Consider the following 18869-nt stretch of genomic DNA (forward strand, 5'->3'; position numbering starts at 1 on the left):
ATTAAGCTTCAAAAATAAACATATATACTAAACTTTTTAGGTGATTAGTCAACTCAATTGGGAAATCTTTTAATTTACCTGATTGACTGGGTAATGACATGAAAATTCAATTGCTATTTTTACTAGTTCATCCTTAATTTTTTCGCGTTGGGTAGGTTTTATTATTTTGAAAACCGGATTGACCCTTTATTTGCCTTCATAAATCAACAGAAATTATGCAAGCCATGAGAAAGTTTGTAATAACAATTCTACTATCGATGGCAGTATCCATCGGAATTTCCCAAGAAAAAGAAAGGGAAGTCACGTATACGCAAAATGTTAGAGGTATAATCGTAGACAAAGTGACCCAATCACCTTTACCGGGGGCCAGCGTCAAGATTGTGAACAGCGACCCATTGAAAGGAGCGACAGCTGATGTAAACGGACAATTTTTATTAGAAGATGTGGAAATTGGTAGAGTCAGCTTGGAGGTTTCCTATATTGGATATGAAACCATTGCAATTAATCAATTACAAGTTAATACAGGCAAAGAATTAGTCTTGAATATTGAATTACAAGAGAATATTGAAGAATTATCGGAAGTGACTGTTAAAGCCAACCAGAACCCACAAAATGCTTCTAACGATCTGGCATTGGTCAGCGCCCGAGGATTTGATATGGAAGAAACAAACAGATATGCTGGGGCTAGAAATGACCCTGCTAGAATGGCTCAAAACTTTGCAGGAGTTAGTGGAGCCAATGATTCAAGAAATGATATTGTCATCAGGGGAAACTCTCCCAGTGGTGTTTTATGGAGATTAGAAGGAGTTGATATCCCTAATCCCAACCATTTTGGAGCATTAGGCACCACCGGTGGCCCCGTAAGTATTTTAAATAATAACCTTTTGGCCAAGAGTGATTTTATGACTAGTGTCTTTCCATCCGAATATGGAAATGCTACTGCAGGGGTGTTTGATTTGAAAATGAGGAAAGGGAATTCTTTTAAAAGGGAGCATATTTTTCAAGTGGGCTTCAATGGGTTTGAACTAGGTACTGAAGGTCCAATAGGCACGGAAGGGGGTGCTTCTTATTTACTGAACTACAGGTACTCAACTTTAGCGTTGATGGATGAAGTTGGATTATCTCCTGGCACGGGAAATGCAGTGCCTTATTATCAAGATTTTTCAGCTAAAATAGACGTGCCTACTAAAAAGCTAGGAAAGTTCAGCCTATTCGCCATTGGTGGCAAAAGCAATATAGATTTAGTAGGGACAGAAACAGACACCACCGAAACAGATTTGTATTCTGATATCTCTCAAAACATCTATAATTCAGCCAAAATGGGGGTGATAGGGCTTTCCAATACTCAATATTACAATAATGACACTTATGGCATTTTCACTCTTTCAGCGGACTATACCTTTACCGGTAATATAGTAGATTCCTTAAGCACTGAAAACCGAATTCCTCAGCCATTCTACAGGAGCAATTATGGATTGACTAAATATCGGGCGCAATACCATTTTCATCAGAAAGTCAATGCCAAGCATAATTATGTCACTGGTTTTAATTATGATGTTTATTCATTCAACTTGCAGGACAGTATTTATAGAGCTTCAACTGATGATTTTAGAAATTTACGAGATGAACAAGGAGTTTCAGGCTTGGCGCAGGGCTTCTTTCAATGGCAATATAGGATAACTGAAAAACTGGATGCTACGGCTGGCTTACATTACCAGTATTTCGCCTTCAATGGCTCACAACAAATAGAACCACGACTAGGGGTAAACTATCAGCTTAATAAGCAAAACAGCTTGAAGTTTGGTTATGGATTGCATAGTCAGCTTCAAGTAATGCCCATCTATTTCTTAGAAACTCAACAAGCTGGAAATGGAAAAATCAGAACGAATGAAAATCTGGATTTTACAAAATCACATCATTTTGTAGCTGGGTTTAATCATCTATTTACGAGAGATTTCAAGTTAAGCACAGAGGTATACTACCAACACTTATACGATGTTGCAGTGGAAAGGAGAAGTAGCTCTTTCTCAATGCTCAATGCAGGAGCTGATTTTGGCGTTCCGAATGTCGATAGCTTGGTTAATACAGGTATCGGCACAAATTATGGTTTCGAATTGACAATGGAAAAAAGCTTTAGCAATAATTATTATTTCCTTGCCACGGCTTCCATCTTTGAATCAAAATATCAGGGCAGTGACGGTAAATGGCGAAATACTGCCTTTAATAGCCAATACGTGCTGAATGGTCTATTAGGAAGAGAATTTGAATTAGGTTCTAAGAACAGAGTTTTGGCCATAGATCTTAAAAGTACCTATGCTGGAGGACAATATGTAACGCCAATAGATTTGGAAGCTTCGAGACTAGCTAAAGAAATGGTATTAGATAGTAAAAATGCATATTCAGTAAAAAATCCGGACTATTTCAGAACGGATTTTAAAATAAGTTTTAGGATGAACAGTAAAAAATTAACCCATGAATGGGCCTTGGATATTCAAAATGTATTTAATACCCAAAACCTTTTCCGAAGAACTTACAATCCTGAAACAGAACAAATAGTGAAAAACAATCAATTAGGGATATACCCTATCCCGCAATATAGGTTGACATTTTAAACAGGACACAAAACTTTTCCAAAGTTTTACCTAGTGAAAGATGAAGGATTATTTTAAATAGTTGGAAATCTGTCAATTATCAACTTTGGAAAAGTTATACAATAAAGTAATACTGAAGTCAGATTTTTAAACAATAATCAAATTACAAATTGTCAAAACTTCAAAATTTAGAAGAAATCATGAGAAAGAAATGGAATAATCTCAGCAAATTAGAAGCAACAATTTTTAAGATTCTCATTGTGTTGGTGTTAGGTTTATTCATTTTTACAATGGGTGTAGAAGCAGGAAATACAATTTATAAAGCCATTAATTAAGGTTGAAAATGATAATAAAGGAGCCATACGATCGATATTTAATGATGCTCGGGTTAGCAACTGTTTTGACAGTTACTAATCCTAAAGGCCCTTTTTTGACTGTTTTTTTTATCACCTTAGCCTTTACTTTTGCCTATTGGGAAGGCAATTATCATATCGTGAGCTGGGTAAGAATCAAATTTCCAGCGCTAAAAGACACCAAAAAGAGGATATTCACTCAAGTTGGCTGGTCATTTCTATATACCATCGGAATAGCTAGCTTCTTGGTACTCATGTTGCATTTTTTAGGATTTGTGCCTTATAGCAAACAATATCATTTTTATAATATCGCATTAGGCTTGGGAATTACCATCATAATTTCAATCATTTATGAAACCATCTGCTATTTCCAGCTCTGGAAAGATGCACTTTTAGAAAGTGAAAGGTTGAAAAAAGTAGAAGCTCGGTTACAGTATGAAAGCTTGAAGAACCAAGTCAATCCACATTTTCTTTTCAACAGTTTAAATACGCTGTCTTCCTTGATTTCAGTTAACCCTGAAAAGGCAGAATTATTTGTTCAGGAATTTTCTAAAATTTATCGTTATGTTTTGGAGGTAAGAGACAAAAGCTTTGTGCCTCTCAGACAGGAGCTGGATTTTGTGGATTCTTATATTTTTTTACAAAAAATTCGCTTTGATGACCATTTACATTTTGAAAAAAGCATTCAAGATGAAAAAAATGATTTGTTTATCCCACCATTGATTCTTCAGAACCTGGTTGAGAATTGCATCAAGCATAATACTATCAATCAGAGAAACCCACTTAAAATTAAAGTTGAAATAGTAGACGGAAGATTGTTGGTAATTAACAATTTGCAAGAAAGAAAAGAGGACTATACATCAACCAAAACGGGGCTATATAATATCGAGCAAAGGTTTAAACTACTAAATGGTGAGGCACCGAAATTTTATCAGGAAAATGGGCAATTCATTGCGGAGATTAAGCTTCAAACATTAAGTGTAGACCCTTGAAAGGCAAATAGGCTAAGCACTTTTTCGGCAATGAAACCTTGCAGTTTTTAGAACCACAGATACAGTAGCAATTAAATAGAACTAAATCCTTATAAGAATGGAGAATACATATCAAACCCTTTTAATAATTCACATTATCGCAGGATTTACTGGTCTGATAAGTGGCTTACTCAATATGCTTATGAAGAAGGGAGGTAAAACTCACCGAATAGTAGGCAAAGTGTTTGTGGTCGGAATGATACTTTCATCCATCATAGCATTGACTATGGCAAGCATCAAAACGAACTATTTTCTATTCGTGGTGGGTGTATTTACCATTTATTTGGTTGGGACTGGTAATCGGTACATTTACCTCAAGCTGCTAGGAAAAACACAGAATCCAAAAATCTTAGATTGGGTGCTTTCTGGGGGTATGTTTTTCATGAGTATTGCTTTTGTTTTTCTCGGAGTAACACTGTTGAAAGATCAACAAAATTCATTTGGTATTGTCCCAATAGTGTTCGCTTTCGTTGGTTTCGGAAGTGTGCGAGTAGATTTATTAAATTATACTGGTAGAATTAAATCTTCGCAATTTTGGCTTAAAGCTCATATTTCAAGAATGTCAGGCGGATTTATTGCCGCTTCAACTGCATTTTTAGCCGTGAATGGACCTAAAATTCCGTTGGAAATCCCAACATTTGTTTATTGGTTGTTACCAACAATATTGATCACCCCTTTAATTACAAAATGGAGTAGAAAATTAAGAATGAAGAAATGAATGCTGTAATAATTGAAGATGAGAAATTAGCTGCTCAGAAGCTGGAGTCTATGTTGTCTAAAATACAACCTAGCTTAAAAATAATTAAACTGATGGGAAGCATTGAAGAGGCGGTTGAGTTCTTTCAAAATGAAGTTCAAGTAGACTTAGTTTTTCTAGATATTCATTTATCCGATGGAAGTAGTTTTAATATTTTTGATCAAGTAGAAATTACAGCTCCAATCATTTTCACTACTGCTTATGATGAATATGCACTGAAAGCATTTAAGGTGAACAGTATTGATTATTTACTGAAACCCATTGCACAAAGCGATTTAAGAGCCGCTTTGGATAAATTAATGAACATTTCAGCCAATGGTAGCAGCAATGATATCGAAAAACTTATTACTGCATTCAGAACAAATCAAGCAGCACACAAGCAAAGGTTTTTGCTGACCTATGGAAGCCAAATAAAATCCATCAGAACAGAAGATACTGCATATTTTTATGCGGACAATAAGATGGTATTTTTAGTGAATCAAGATGGTCATAAATATGTGACGGATGAAACGATGGATCAAATAGAAGCGGTACTAGATCCAATGGAATTTTTTCGCGTAAATAGAACATTTTTGATTGGCATAAATTCAATTACGAAAATGAACACTTATTCCCGTAGTAGAATAAAAATTGATTTGGTTCCTGCATGTGAGAAAGAATGCATTGTGAGCACTGAAAAATGTGCTGACTTTAAAAGATGGTTGGGTAAATAAGGAGGCTATTCTTAGTAATGTAAGAATAGCTTTCCAAGATTAGGCCGTCATGCCACCATCAACAGGATTTACTGTTCCTGTGATAAAGCTACTCTCATCACTTCCTAAAAATAACATTAGTTTTGCTACGTCTTCATTGGTTGCATAGCGTTGCAATGGGATACTTTGTTCAAATCCTTTTTTGGCTTCTGCTCCTGCACCTGGCGCAAAGCCTTCTTCCAAAGAGCGCATCATTCTGTTGTCAACAGGTGATGGGTTTACAGTATTTACTCGGATTTTATGAGGAGCTCCTTCCAAAGCAGCGGATTTCATCATTCCAATCACAGCATGTTTGCTGGTTACATAAGGTAAAACATTTGGGGTTCCCATCAAGCCAGCAACGGAGGAAGTAATTACAATACTACCACCCTCTTTATTATTTTTCATCACTGGAAAAACATGTCTCAATCCATAAAAAACACCCTTTATATTTACGTTCAGTACTTGATCAAATACTTCTAAAGGATATTCATCCAAGGGAGCTACTTTACCTTCGACTCCTGCATTATTGTAGAAAATATCGATACCTCCCATTTTTTCCACTGCGTATTGTACATATTTTAATACCTCGTTTTCTTGGCTAACGTCTGCTTTGTAAATAAAAAGCTTTTCAGAAGCTAATTCCTCTTTCGTTTTTTCTAAATCTGTATCCTTTAGATCAGTAATGAGTACCATGGCTCCTTTAGCTAATAATTCTTTTGCTAGCGCCTTTCCAATAGCGCCACTTCCCCCTGTGATAACAATTCTTTTATTTTTCATAATTGTAAGTTTAAGTTCTAATAATGAGAACGTTATGTCTTGATAGAGGTTAGTGAGTTTAATTATAAAATATGATGATTTATATCACTTAATTTGATTCTGATAATCGAATTATAGTATTGAGCTAAGCTTATATTTACTTAATTTTGTTTCTCTAAATAATTACAGCCTCAGGCATTTCATATTTCCCAACCTATGCAGGACACTCACTTCATAAACTTCAATTCTGACATTTCTAATTTTACTTTGCCTAAGAGATTCACTTTCCCATTTTCTTATGAACCCCATCCACTTACGGAACTTGCCGCAAATGAGCTACAAGAAGTCTTGAAGTCTGCTAAAATACGCAATGAAATAAGTGGCAAAATGTACGGTGTTTTAGTAGTCAAAAACCAGAAGGGAGAATTAGGGTATTTATGTTCCTTTTCAGGGCAAGACTATCAAGGGACACCTCCCATCAACTTTGTGCCACCAATTTATAACAGATTGGAAATTGAGGGCTTCTATAAAAAAGGGGAACAAGAATTAGATAGCATCAATAACAAAATTAAGTTGCTCGAAGAAGATCCAAACTTCATCCACTTAATGGATCAGCTCAAATTACAGAGTAAGAGATCAAATGTCGAATTAAAATTGGAGCAGGAAAAAAAGCAAAAGTTGAAGGCAATTAGAAAGGAAAAGAGGGAAGAGGGAATGATTGAATTGAGTCCAAATGCCTTTGATAAGCTGGACGAGAAGCTACGAAAAGAAAGTAGAAACGAAGATTATGACTACAAAAAGCTTCTTAAGAAGTGGAAGAAAAAAATAGCAACGATCCAATCAAAAGTAGCGACATATGAATCTCAAATTCAACAATTAAAAAAGGAAAGGAAAAAGAAATCAACTCAACTTCAAAAGCAGATTTTCGATCAATATCAATTTTTAAATGTCAAGGGAAATAGGAAGGGTTTAGAAGAAGTATTTGAAGAATTTGGCTATCCTCCATCCGGTGCTGGCGATTGTGCATTACCCAAATTATTACAATACGCTTTTGAAAATCATTATAAACCTTTGGCAATGGGCGAATTTTGGTGGGGGAACGCTCCTAAATCTGAATTACGGAAAGAGGGAAGATTTTATCCTGCTTGCAGTGGAAAATGCAAACCTGTTTTAGGACATATGCTCACAGGCCTGCAGCTAGAACAAGATCCCCTTTTGCTGTACACTGCGGAAGATAAAGTAGTCGAAACTTTGTATGAAGACAAACAGATTGTGGTGATTGTAAAGCCTGCTGGCTTGCTAAGTATTCCTTCCAAAGAGATCAAGGATTCCGTACTGATCAGAATGCAAAAAAAGTATCCCAAAGCCTCTGGTCCATTGTTAGCTCACCGTTTAGATAAAATGACTTCAGGGATCATGTTAATCAGCAAAGATTTAGAAAGCCATAAGTATTTGCAAAAGCAATTTATGGATAAAACTATCCAAAAGAGATATTCTGCTGTTTTGGAGGGAGCATTGTCAAAGCAAGAAGGAGAAATCAGTTTACCCTTAGCGGTGGATGAGGATAATCGTCCCATGCAGAAGGTAGATTTTGAAGCAGGTAGGAAAGCACTGACTCAATGGAAATTAATCAAACAGACTGAAAATAGATGTGAAGTTGTATTTTTTCCAATAACGGGAAGAACACATCAACTTAGGGTTCACGCAGCGCATCCTCAAGGACTAGATGCGCCCATAGTTGGAGATACACTTTATGGTAAAAAAGATGAAAGGCTTATGTTGCATGCTGGATACATTCAATTTAAGCACCCCAAAACTGAAGAATTATTGGAATTTGAAAACAAGGCAGATTTTGGATTGTAACTAAATGAGTTCATTTCTGTATAAACAATAGGTTCAAGTATAAATTAAACCAACTATGTTAAAGATAACAAGATCAATAGCAGCAGCAATAATTGTTTTTTCATTAGTATCATGTTCTAATAGTAAAAGTCTAAGCTCTAAAAATGTAGAGGAAATCTTTAGTTTAAATTCTGCACCTTGTCAAACTTCATGTCCCGCATTTGAATTGTCTCTATATGGAGATAAAACCTTGATATTTATAGGGGAAGAAAACACAGCATTGAATGGAAGACATAAACAAACCCTTACTGATGAGCAATTTGAAGCATTACTTGGAATTATTGAAACTGCTGACTGGGCAACTTTGAATGATAATTATCAATCTAAAGTGCAAAACCTACCAACACAAAAATTTACATATAATCGCAATGGTATCAATAAAAGAGTATCAAGGTTTGGAGGAGGTCCTGAATCGATTTCAAATCTTTCCGATGCAATCCTGAAATTTGTTGAAGTGCAGGTGTTTAATAAGTAATCAGTTCTTTTTTAAGTACTTTTTCGGAAGTTTTTTATCAGCAGATTCATTGCTCCAAAAGACCGACATTATGTACCATCTGTCCTCTCCTTTCAATAATTGAATACTATTAATCCCTCTTCTCTCAATTGGGCCATCTTCTGAGGTGCGTACTGCATAGGTGCTAAAACAGTGTGCAATATTACCGAAAGATTCAGTGATTCTGAAAAGTTCCTGTTCATAGAAAGCTGTTCCACCCCTGTTCGTTTGGTACATTTTAACATACTCCTCTGGAGTCCAATAATTGTAGCTGACTTCGCCAGTTTCTGATTTTTGAGTTGGGATTAATTTCGCATCAGCAGAAAACAGATATTTAAATCTTTCCCAATCTCTTTCTTCCTCAGCAGGTCCAGAAATCACGGCTGTTAAAGCAGACATTATAGCATCAACAGATTGAACATCCTGATCGTAATTTTGTGCAAATGTCAAATTGCAAGAGAAAAATAATGGTAGTAGGAATGCGATTTTTGTTAAATTATTCATGGTTTTTGTCTAGAATTTTAATTAAATCAGTGTTGCTTCTTAATACAGTCAACAGAATATCTAATAAGTTCTCATAGTCACCTGACAACTTTTTATTCAACTCTTCAGCATCAGTACTAGATTCCACCCTCATCTTATGAAATGCCCTAAACCCTTCAACCACTTTGTGGATATCCTTGTTTTGATCTTTCAGTTTTTTGATTTTTTCATCTGGATTATGATTCCCTTTAAGAGCATTCACTCTGTCTTTTAATCCTTGTATAGGAAACCTTTCTTCAAAAATTTTAAATGGACTTTTTTCGGACGGGATTTTTTTAGGAGAAAATTGTAAATCTTCATTTACGATCTGGTGGATATCTATTCCAAAGAAATCTGCAATTTTGACCAAGTTTTCTATACTTGGCTGTGCAAGTTCTTTTTCATACGAAGCAATATTACCTCTTTTCAGTCCAACAGCCTCAGCCATTGCTGTTTGACTCAAGCCCTTTTGGGTCCTGAGATATTTTATATTGTTTGCTATTTTTGTCATTTGTCAACAATATTAACATTTATCGAGGAAAAATGTCAATATATGTAACATTTTTTTGATCTGCAGGTTAATATAGATAGAAATTAATCAATAAACATAAAATTATAATCGCTATGAATAACGGAGTAAAAATTTTGACAGGATTTAGTTTAGGATTGTTAACAGGAGCAGTAGCAGGTCTTCTTTATGCGCCAGAAAAAGGTGATAAAACCAGAAAGAAATTAAAAAAGAATGTCGATAAATCATATAAAGATTCAATGAAAAAAATTGATGAACTGAAATCGACATTAAATAAGGAGATTGATAGTGTTTCATCTAAAGGAAAAGAAACTATCGATCAATTGAAGGAGTCAGTCAATTATAAAAATTGATAACTGGTTTGATATTAAAATGTTAACCACGTTTAATACAAGTTAAAAAAATAATTTTTATGAGTACAACAGTTGATAAAAGATATAGAAAATTAGGTTTCGACAAGTCAGAAACTGACAAATTGGTAGAAGTGATGAATGCATTGCTTGCAAATTATCACATGCATTATCAAAAATTACGAAACTTTCATTGGAATGTGAAAGGCGCGGATTTCTTTGATTTGCATGAACAATTTGAGGAAAGGTATGATATAGCCAAAGAAAGTATTGATGAAATAGCAGAGAGAATTAGGGTGTTTGGACATACGCCTCTCAGTAACTTAAGTGATTACATAGAGCATTCAAATATTAAAGAGTCTCCATCCGATTTACCTGCGGAGGAAATGGTTCAAGAAATTTTAAATGACTATCAGATATTATTATCCTTTTTAACAGATGCAATGAATGCAGCTATTGATATAGGAGATGTAGGTACTGAAGATATGTTAAACACTTTTATCCAAGATATGGAAAAGCATCACTGGATGTTAAGTTCATTTTTGGGTAAATAAGGTTTTTTCCATCATGAAAAAAAAGCTGGGTTTTTAAAGCTCAGCTTTTTTTGTTTCTGGCCATGTGTTGGTTCTTTGGTTCATTTTAAAAGATTTTATTGTTAAATGAAAAATATAGTTAGGATTTAGTATGCTTTTTTTAGCTTTGTAGCCGATCATGAAAACCCTAAAACTGGACATACCGGCCTCTAAAAAAATATACTTTGCGTCAGACTTTCATTTGGGTGCCCCTAATTCAGAAGAGAGCCATAAACGAGAACAAAGAATAGTGCGGTGGATGAATCATATACAAAAAGATGCATCAGCTTTATTTTTAGTTGGAGATATATTTGATTTTTGGCATGAATATAAAACAGTTGTTCCCAAAGGATTTGTTCGCTTTCAAGGAAAACTAGCTGAATTGGCAGATGGTGGATTACCGATCTATTTTTTTACCGGAAATCACGATATGTGGATGTTTGGTTATTTTAAAGAAGAATTAGGTATTGATTTATTTAGAGAACCCTTAACATTATTGGCTAATGATAAGAAGTTTTTAATTGGGCATGGAGATGGATTAGGGCCAGGTGATAGGCAATATAAATTTCTCAAAAAAGTATTTGCTAATAAATTATGTCAATGGCTTTTTAGACAAATTCATCCAGATTTGGGAATCAGAATTGCTAATAGTTGGTCAGCAAGTAGCAGAATAAGTAGTAGTACTGTTGAGACAGAAAAGTTTTTAGGTGAAGGGGAGTGGCTCTGGACTTACGCAAAAGAGATTGAAAAGCATACTCATTACGATTATTTTGTCTTCGGGCATAGGCATTTACCGCTCGATTTAGAAGTAGCAGAAAATTCTCGTTACATAAATTTAGGGGAATGGGTGAATTATAATACTTTTGCATCTTTTAATGGCAAAGATTTTGTGTTAGAAAAATTTGAGGATGATTAATTACTGCCCAAAATAATATGATAAGAGTTTTACTATTACTTACATTTTTATGTCTTTCGCTCTCTGCTTCCCTTGCTCAAAACAAATCGAGGGATAGCGTAGAAGTTGAAAGTATTGAAAAAGATGGGAGAGTTAGTTATCCAAAAAAATTATTGGTTAATCCTGAGTTTGATTTTAAATTAAAGAAGACAGAAACTGGGAAATTCACAATCAGTTTTTATAAAGAAGATGATAAAGCCGTGAAAATCAAGATTTATGATTTGATTGGCAATTTGATAAAACAGGAAACCATTTCTAAATCTGGTTTATATACAAAGGAATACGATTTGTCTTATTATAATCCAAAGTTTTTCATTGTGGAGGCAGGTAGTTCTCAATACAATAAAACGAAGTCTATTATCGTAGAATAAACCTTACTACTAAAGAGTTTTTAATCAAAAAACCCTCTCAGCATTCAATCTGAGAGGGTTTTTATTTGAAATTTTAATACCGGAGCTTAAGCTAATGCTTCTTCTGGTTTTTCCTCATATTCTGAAACCGGAATACAGCTACACATTAAGTTTCTATCTCCATATGCACTATCAATTCTACTGACGCTAGGCCAGAATTTATTGTGGCGAATAGATTCTAACGGGAATACAGCTTTTTCTCTGGTATATGGAAGCTCCCACTTTTCTGCTAATGCTACAGACATAGTATGTGGTGCATTCTTTAGGACATTTTCATTTTTATCGGCTTTTCCATCGGCAACTTCCTGAATTTCCTTTCTAATAGAAATCATGGCTGTGCAAAATTTATCTAGTTCCATTTTGCTTTCACTTTCTGTAGGCTCTATCATCATAGTTCCAGGAACAGGGAATGATAAAGTTGGAGAGTGATAACCATAGTCCATTAATCGTTTAGAAATATCTTCCGCTTCAATGCCAAAATCTTTAAAGCCTCTGCAATCAATTATCATTTCATGAGCAGCCCTACCTTTTTGGTTAGTGTAAAGGACTGGATAATGATCAGCTAGCCTTTCTTTAATGTAATTTGCATTTAAAATGGCAATTTGAGTTGCTGCTTTGAGTCCTTTAGCACCCATCATGCAAATATAAGCGTAACTAATAGCTAATATACTTGCACTTCCCCAAGGGGCTGCAGAGATTGCTGAAATAGCCTGATTGCCTCCGGTTGGAATTAATGGGTTACCTGGTAAGAAATCCTGCAAATGTTCAGCAACGCAGATTGGCCCCATACCTGGTCCACCTCCACCGTGAGGAATACAGAATGTTTTGTGAAGATTTAAATGGCAAACATCAGCACCGATGTTTGCTGGAGAAGTTAAACCTACTTGAGCATTCATATTGGCACCATCCATGTAAACCTGCCCACCATTGTCATGAATTACCTGACAGATTTCCTGAATACTTTCTTCAAATACACCATGTGTAGAAGGATAGGTTACCATTAGGGCAGCTAAATTATTTTTGTATTCTTCTGCCTTAGCTTTTAGATCATCTAAATCAATATTTCCTTTGTCATCGCATTTCGTGATTACGACTTTCATTCCTGCCATTACTGCACTAGCAGGGTTTGTTCCATGAGCTGAGGAAGGAACGATAGTCACGTTCCTGTGATCTTCCCCTCTGCTTTGATGAAAAGCTCTTATTACCATTAAACCTGCATATTCACCTTGAGCTCCTGAGTTGGGTTGTAAAGATGTTGCCGCAAAACCTGTAATTTCAGTTAGCATGTTTTCTAGCTTAATAAACATTTCTCTATAACCCAAAGCCTGTTCCTTTGGTGCATAAGGGTGGATATGAGCTAACTTTGGCCAAGAAACAGGAATCATTTCTGCTGTGGCATTTAATTTCATTGTGCATGATCCTAATGAAATCATGGAATGAACGAGCGAAAGATCTTTATTTTCTAATCTTTTGATGTAGCGAAGCATTTCATGCTCGGCATGGAATTGATTGAATACAGGATGCTCCATGAAATTGCTTTCACGAATCAATTGCTTAGGCCAATCTAAATCTAATTGATCAACTTTATCATCAACATTATATTTATTGGCATCTTCATCAACCACAAGTGCGAATATTTCCAACAATTCTTTTACGTCATGAATTCTAGTTGTCTCATTCAAAGCGATTGAAACTGTATGAGTTCCGCTAAGATTTAAATTGATTTTCCGCTCGTACAATAACGAATGGAGTTTTTCTCTTAGTTTTTCTGATTCTAGTTGGATTGTGATTGTATCAAAGAAATTCTTATTATCAATCTCATAACCAAGGGTTGTTAATCCATTAGCTAATAATTTTGCTAGTGAATGAGTTCGTATAGCAATTTTCTTCAATCCCATAGGGCCATGATAAACCGCATACATTCCAGACATGATAGCTAATAGTACTTGCGCTGTGCAAATATTTGAAGTAGCTTTTTCCTTCTTGATATGCTGCTCTCTAGTTTGCAGTGCCATACGGTAGGCCTTATTGCCGTGTTTATCTATGGAAACACCAATAATTCTCCCTGGTATTTGTCTTTTATATTTGTCTCTGGTTGCAAAATATGCTGCATGAGGGCCCCCATAGCCTAATGGAATGCCAAATCTTTGAGAAGTTCCTACCACGCAGTCAGCACCCATTTCACCAGGAGGTGTTAATAATGCTAAGGATAATAAGTCTGCCGCTATTGTTGAAAATACATTATTTTCTAAAGCCGCTTCAATATAAGGTTTAAGATCTAATACTTCTCCCTTGACATTGATCTGCTGAGCGTAGAAACCGAATATTTCTGGGTCATTCACATCTAACTGCGTGAGATCAGCAAATCGTAATTCTATACCAAGCGGATTGGCCCTTGTTTTAAGCAAGTCGATAGTTTGAGGGAACGTATTTTCGTCTACAAAGAAAACTTTTGCGTCTTTCTTTTTACCTTTCCTTAATCCGAAAAACATACTCATCGCTTCTGCTGCTGCTGTACCTTCATCTAACAACGAAGCATTTGCGATTTCCATACCGGTTAGATCGATGACCATTGTTTGGAAGTTAACCAATGCCTCTAATCTTCCTTGCGCGATTTCTGCTTGATAAGGAGTGTAAGCAGTGTACCAACCTGGATTCTCCAAGATGTTTCTTTGAATCACACCGGGTGTATGAGTATTATAATAACCTAATCCTATGTAAGATCTGAAAATCTGATTTTTATCAGCTACATCTCTAAAAGATTCTAAGAATTCAAATTCGGTTTGCGCCTCAGGGAGGTTCAAATCCTTCTTCAATTGGATCGCTTTAGGAATGGTTTCATCAATGAGATGTTCTAAAGAATCGGCTTTTACCGTTTTCAGCATCTCCGATATTTGCTGATTATCCGGTGCATTATGCCTTACATCAAATCTTTCTTGGTACAGAGGGTTTAATTTCATAATATTTGAAAGTATCTTTAATAAATATTTTAGATATTACGGACTGTTTCGTGCCACAAAAGTACAATATATTATTTAGGAATTTTGTTCACATAACAGTAAAAATTTTAAATAAATTTACCTTAAACCCTTAATTATGAAGACTTTTTTTTCAACTCTAACCATGAGTTTATTGGCAGTTACTTTACTGTCAGCCCAAGTAATGGAAAAGCAAGCAAAAAAATATGCTAAAACCATTACAGATGAAGATTTAACAAGACACTTAACCCTATTGGCCTCAGATTCGCTTGAAGGCAGAGAAACAGGGAAAAAAGGGCAAAAGATAGCTGCTGAATATATAAAAAATCATTTTGAATCATTAGGCCTAAAAGCCCCTGTCGATGGTTCTTATTTTCAAAAATTCAATTTATACCAAACCTATAGAGGTGAAGCGGAGATGGTGGTGAATGATAAAACCATTAAAAACCTTGATCAAATGGTTTATTGGGCAAATACGCCAGTCGAAAACCAAGAAATTGAAATAGTATTCGTTAATAAGGCTACTGAAGAGGATTTAGAGGGTGTTGAAGCAGAAGGAAAATTTCTGGCTTTTCAAGCAGAAGGACAATTTACTCCAACCTTAAAGACAATTGAAGAATTAGGAGCAAAAGGGGCATTGGTTTTTGCTGAAGATAGTAGCAGAATGAATATGGTGTTAAGGTATGGAAGATATTATGCTACACACGGTTCTTTATCCAGAGAGAAACCTTCTAAGGAAGGATTAGCTAGTGTTGTCGTTTATAATGAATTAGCAGAAGAGTTTTTCGGTAAACCACTTTCTGAATTAAAAATTGGTGATAGAGCATCTGCTAAGCTTTTTGCAGAAATCAATACTGAAATCATGGAGACGGAAAATGTATTAGGTTATTTGGAAGGAACTGAAAAGCCGGAAGAGTTAATTATTTTAACTGCACATTACGACCACGTTGGGGTTCAAGATGGAAAAGTCTATAATGGTGCAGACGATGATGCCTCTGGAACTACTGCAGTATTAGAAATAGCTGAAGCTTTTGTAAAAGCCAAAAAAGCAGGTCATGGCCCAAAAAGAAGTGTTTTGTTCATGCCCGTTACAGGTGAAGAGAAAGGTTTATTAGGCTCGGCCCATTATGCTGAAAACCCTGTATTCCCTTTAGAAAATACGGTTACAAACCTTAATATTGATATGATTGGCAGAGTAGATTCTGCGCATATGGATAATCGGGAGTTTGTGTATTTGATTGGATCGAACAGAATTTCTACAGAGCTACATGAAATTAGTGAAGCAATGAACGAAAATTATACAAAATTGGAACTGGATTATACTTACAATGCAGAAGACCATCCTGATAGAATTTACTATCGATCAGATCACTGGAATTTTGCAAAAAATGGTGTTCCAATTATTTTCTACTTTAATGGTACTCATCCTGATTATCATCAGCATACGGACACAGTAGATAAGATTGAATTTGATGTATTGAAAAAGAGAACCGATTTAGTTTTTTATACTGCTTGGGAAATAGCCAATAGAGAAAATCGTTTGACTATAGATGAAGTAGAAGAAGAAACTACAGAATAGAGTAATTATGAAAAAGCTGGCAACCCTTATTTTGATTTTGATGATTTCCGCCTGTGGGCTAGTGGAAGTTTGTGTGGTTTGTACCGAAGCCAATACTGGCGTTGAAGAGGATTATTGCGGTTCACCTGACGAAGTGCAAGAATTTGAAGATGAGCTAGAGACGACAGGAAATCAATACGGTCAAGATTGGAACTGCAGTGGTGCTTAAAAAAATTAGATAGGAAATCTCACTAAGAAAGCTAAGTTGAATTTTTTCAGCTTAGCTTTTTATTTGGATTTTGATGCAATTTTAGCATTCTTCCTAGTACTTTTGTTTCCTCCGATCAGTGCATTAGCTTCTGATTTTGAGACTAGAGGATGTTTATTATTTGAAAATCAATAGCTTTCAACAGCTTTAATGCGGAGATTATAAAAGTGTCTTGAGCTATTTGTCAAGATGTTAGTTAAATGGTATTAATGAATTATGTCATCAGTAAAGAGAATTTTTAAGAAGAATACGCATAATAGATTATTTAAGGCGCTTGCAGGCTTCGGTAGGGCTTTAAACAGATTATATGAAAACAGGAACCATGATCTGCATTCTAATGGAGAGTATACTATCCTAAAAAAGATATCAAAACTAAACCCCGCAGTGATTATCGATGGGGGAGCCAATATAGGCAAATACTCATTAGTTTGTAAAGAGTTGATGCCCAATACCTTAATATATTCACTTGAGCCTGTGAAAGATACTTTCAAGCTTTTATCACAAAATGTAAGAGCTCATACCAATATGGTGCCTGTTCAAAAAGGACTTTACAAAACCAATACCAGCAAAGAAATTAATATTTTTAATTCCAATACTCATTCTTCATTGGTTGACATACAGGGTCTATCTTACGAATCGACTCAAAAGCAGACAATTGAATTGATTAAAGGAGACGACTTTATGAGAAACCAAAACATTAATGAAGTTGACCTTTTAAAAATTGATGTGGAAGGCGCTGAATTTGATGCCTTGGTAGGTTTCGATGAACATATTTCGAATGGAAAAATAAGGATGATTCAGTTCGAATATGGATATATCAATATTACCACTAAAAAATTGCTGATTGATTTTTACAACTATTTCGAGAGTAAAGGCTACTTACTAGGAAAAATTTTCCCGAAAACGGTTGAGTTTAGAAAATACGAGTTTAAATACGAAGACTTTCTAGGGCCAAATTTTATTGCCGTTAAGAAAACTGAAACTGATTTGATAAATCTTTTGAAGAACAGGTAGGGTGCTCTTGAAAAATGAAAAGTCCCTCTAAAATAGACTAAAGTAGAAATTAGAACATCTTTTTTGAGATTTAATCATGTGTAAAAAATGAAAATTGGTGTTTTTGGGTCAAATCTGAGGTTTAAGTAATATGGGATAGATTTTTTTTTCAAATTGAAGTTTGTGCATATATACCTTTTTTTGCTTCTATATAACTAGACTAAAAACCAGCTAAAGCTGGAAATTTAACCACAATAGAAGCTAAAGAAAACAATAGAGCAGCCAAAGACTGTTTAGCTCACGATGATATCAGCTAGCATGGGAATATTTTGTTATCTCTCTTGAGGTTCAGTTGCCAGACTGCGATGGCTTGGTCAAAAGGAAATTGGCCAGAGACTGACCAGCCTTTGGCTGGGAAAGAATCAAGACAATGATATGCTGCGCCCATATCCCTTGACTGGCCCGCATTTTTGTCCTCCCACCCGGATCTCTCAGATCTAGATTATATTTGGCTTGAAGGTTTTGTGGTATTTATCAAGAGTTCTATACGTTGAGCTAATTTTTTATATTGCAAGCCTATTCAAACTATCTTTTCGATAAATTCTCAACCTTTATCCCTTTTTGAACAGCGATATCTTCAATAGCTCTTTTGATCTTGATAGAGATTTCTTTTCGCGTAGAATAGCGAAAGTATTGTAGCCCTGTTTTACTTTTGATCCCAATTAAGTAGTAGCCTAGCTCTATTTTCTTAACTTCATCCCAGTTAATAAATTCAGAATTTTTGAAAACTCCTGTTTTGATTTTTAGTCGACTTTCGGAAATCAAGAAATGGGGGGCATACTTAGAGGTGGTGGATAATTCAACGTGGGCTTTGAACAAAAACATACTCGCAGTCAAGAAAAATAATACACCTGAAATGATTTTGTAATTAGAATCAGCTCCTTCATATATAAAGCTGATGAAATAGTATAATGAAGATATCATCATCAGTCCACCTGCTACATAGTTTAATTTTCTGGCAGTGTTTTCAGACATACTAATATCACCTGATCCCAAAGTAAATCGTTGACTCTGTTCTATTGACTCTGTTTTCATGGCTAAAATTTGATCAAGCTGG

The 18869-nt window shown here is 35.3% G+C and carries 19 protein-coding genes; 14 read left to right on the forward strand and 5 right to left on the reverse strand.

The window, feature by feature from the left end; genetic code table 11:
* Window positions 1-224: 224 nt before the first annotated feature.
* The 5 genes from Q3Y49_RS06880 (at window position 225) to Q3Y49_RS06900 (ending at window position 5445) form a co-directional block, all read left to right on the forward strand.
* On the forward strand, window positions 225-2612 hold the full coding sequence (locus tag Q3Y49_RS06880; RefSeq protein WP_303271558.1) for a TonB-dependent receptor: 2388 nt from the start codon (window positions 225-227) through the stop codon (window positions 2610-2612).
* A gap of 179 nt (window positions 2613-2791) precedes the next feature.
* On the forward strand, window positions 2792-2926 hold the full coding sequence (locus Q3Y49_RS06885; protein WP_303271559.1) for a hypothetical protein: 135 nt from the start codon (window positions 2792-2794) through the stop codon (window positions 2924-2926).
* An 8-nt stretch (window positions 2927-2934) separates the two neighbouring features.
* The gene (locus Q3Y49_RS06890) at window positions 2935-3936 is read left to right on the forward strand and encodes a sensor histidine kinase (protein WP_303271560.1); all 1002 of its coding nucleotides are present in this window, start codon (window positions 2935-2937) and stop codon (window positions 3934-3936) included.
* Between the two features lie 97 nt (window positions 3937-4033).
* A complete protein-coding gene (locus Q3Y49_RS06895) occupies window positions 4034-4693 on the forward strand; it encodes a DUF2306 domain-containing protein (RefSeq protein ID WP_303271561.1) in 660 nt (219 codons plus the stop codon).
* Window positions 4690-5445 carry a LytR/AlgR family response regulator transcription factor gene (locus Q3Y49_RS06900; protein WP_303271562.1) on the forward strand — a complete coding sequence of 252 codons (756 nt, stop codon included), beginning with the start codon at window positions 4690-4692 and terminating at the stop codon, window positions 5443-5445. The genes Q3Y49_RS06895 and Q3Y49_RS06900 overlap by 4 nt, the downstream gene beginning before the upstream one ends.
* 39 nt (window positions 5446-5484) lie before the next feature.
* On the opposite strand, the gene Q3Y49_RS06905 is transcribed toward Q3Y49_RS06900, so the two are convergent.
* On the reverse strand, window positions 5485-6243 hold the full coding sequence (locus tag Q3Y49_RS06905; protein WP_303271563.1) for an SDR family NAD(P)-dependent oxidoreductase: 759 nt from the start codon (window positions 6241-6243) through the stop codon (window positions 5485-5487).
* 195 nt (window positions 6244-6438) lie between these two features.
* Between Q3Y49_RS06905 and Q3Y49_RS06910 the strand changes: the two genes are divergently transcribed.
* Together Q3Y49_RS06910 and Q3Y49_RS06915 are read left to right on the forward strand one after the other, a co-directional pair.
* Window positions 6439-8085 carry an RluA family pseudouridine synthase gene (locus Q3Y49_RS06910; RefSeq protein ID WP_303271564.1) on the forward strand — a complete coding sequence of 549 codons (1647 nt, stop codon included), beginning with the start codon at window positions 6439-6441 and terminating at the stop codon, window positions 8083-8085.
* 55 nt (window positions 8086-8140) lie between these two features.
* Window positions 8141-8599, forward strand: coding sequence for a DUF6438 domain-containing protein (locus tag Q3Y49_RS06915; protein WP_303271565.1), 459 nt, complete (start codon window positions 8141-8143; stop codon window positions 8597-8599).
* Here Q3Y49_RS06915 and Q3Y49_RS06920 read toward each other — a convergent pair whose 3' ends face one another.
* Window positions 8600-9121, reverse strand: a complete 522-nt coding sequence (locus Q3Y49_RS06920) for a hypothetical protein (protein ID WP_303271566.1) — start codon at window positions 9119-9121, stop codon at window positions 8600-8602.
* Window positions 9114-9650, reverse strand: coding sequence for a helix-turn-helix domain-containing protein (locus tag Q3Y49_RS06925; RefSeq protein WP_303271567.1), 537 nt, complete (start codon window positions 9648-9650; stop codon window positions 9114-9116). The genes Q3Y49_RS06920 and Q3Y49_RS06925 overlap by 8 nt, the downstream gene beginning before the upstream one ends.
* Before the next feature lie 113 nt (window positions 9651-9763).
* Here Q3Y49_RS06925 and Q3Y49_RS06930 point away from each other — a divergent pair, with 113 nt between their 5' ends.
* From Q3Y49_RS06930 to Q3Y49_RS06945, 4 genes are all read left to right on the forward strand, one after another.
* Entirely contained in the window at window positions 9764-10021 is a 258-nt protein-coding gene (locus tag Q3Y49_RS06930; RefSeq protein ID WP_303271568.1) for a YtxH domain-containing protein, read from the forward strand.
* A 59-nt stretch (window positions 10022-10080) separates the two neighbouring features.
* Complete coding sequence (locus Q3Y49_RS06935) at window positions 10081-10572, forward strand: Dps family protein (RefSeq protein ID WP_303271569.1); 492 nt, start codon at window positions 10081-10083, stop codon at window positions 10570-10572.
* 157 nt (window positions 10573-10729) lie between these two features.
* Window positions 10730-11506, forward strand: coding sequence for a UDP-2,3-diacylglucosamine diphosphatase (locus Q3Y49_RS06940; RefSeq protein WP_303271570.1), 777 nt, complete (start codon window positions 10730-10732; stop codon window positions 11504-11506).
* Window positions 11507-11523: 17 nt separating this feature from the next.
* Window positions 11524-11916: a T9SS type A sorting domain-containing protein gene (locus tag Q3Y49_RS06945; protein ID WP_303271571.1), complete on the forward strand. Its 393-nt coding sequence runs from the start codon at window positions 11524-11526 to the stop codon at window positions 11914-11916.
* 86 nt (window positions 11917-12002) lie between these two features.
* Here the strand turns inward: Q3Y49_RS06945 and gcvP are convergent, their stop codons facing one another.
* Window positions 12003-14915, reverse strand: a complete 2913-nt coding sequence (gene gcvP / locus Q3Y49_RS06950; protein ID WP_303271572.1) for an aminomethyl-transferring glycine dehydrogenase — start codon at window positions 14913-14915, stop codon at window positions 12003-12005.
* Between the two features lie 136 nt (window positions 14916-15051).
* Here gcvP and Q3Y49_RS06955 point away from each other — a divergent pair, with 136 nt between their 5' ends.
* From Q3Y49_RS06955 to Q3Y49_RS06965, 3 genes are all read left to right on the forward strand, one after another.
* Entirely contained in the window at window positions 15052-16512 is a 1461-nt protein-coding gene (locus tag Q3Y49_RS06955) for a M28 family peptidase (protein WP_303271573.1), read from the forward strand.
* A gap of 7 nt (window positions 16513-16519) precedes the next feature.
* On the forward strand, window positions 16520-16720 hold the full coding sequence (locus Q3Y49_RS06960; protein WP_303271574.1) for a hypothetical protein: 201 nt from the start codon (window positions 16520-16522) through the stop codon (window positions 16718-16720).
* A gap of 255 nt (window positions 16721-16975) precedes the next feature.
* Window positions 16976-17773, forward strand: a complete 798-nt coding sequence (locus tag Q3Y49_RS06965; RefSeq protein ID WP_303271575.1) for an FkbM family methyltransferase — start codon at window positions 16976-16978, stop codon at window positions 17771-17773.
* A gap of 564 nt (window positions 17774-18337) precedes the next feature.
* Here Q3Y49_RS06965 and Q3Y49_RS06970 read toward each other — a convergent pair.
* Window positions 18338-18847, reverse strand: a complete 510-nt coding sequence (locus Q3Y49_RS06970; protein ID WP_303271576.1) for a hypothetical protein — start codon at window positions 18845-18847, stop codon at window positions 18338-18340.
* Between the last annotated feature and the right edge of the window lie 22 nt (window positions 18848-18869).

It is taken from the genome of Marivirga harenae (genome assembly GCF_030534335.1).
In the GTDB taxonomy this organism is placed as follows: domain Bacteria; phylum Bacteroidota; class Bacteroidia; order Cytophagales; family Cyclobacteriaceae; genus Marivirga; species Marivirga harenae.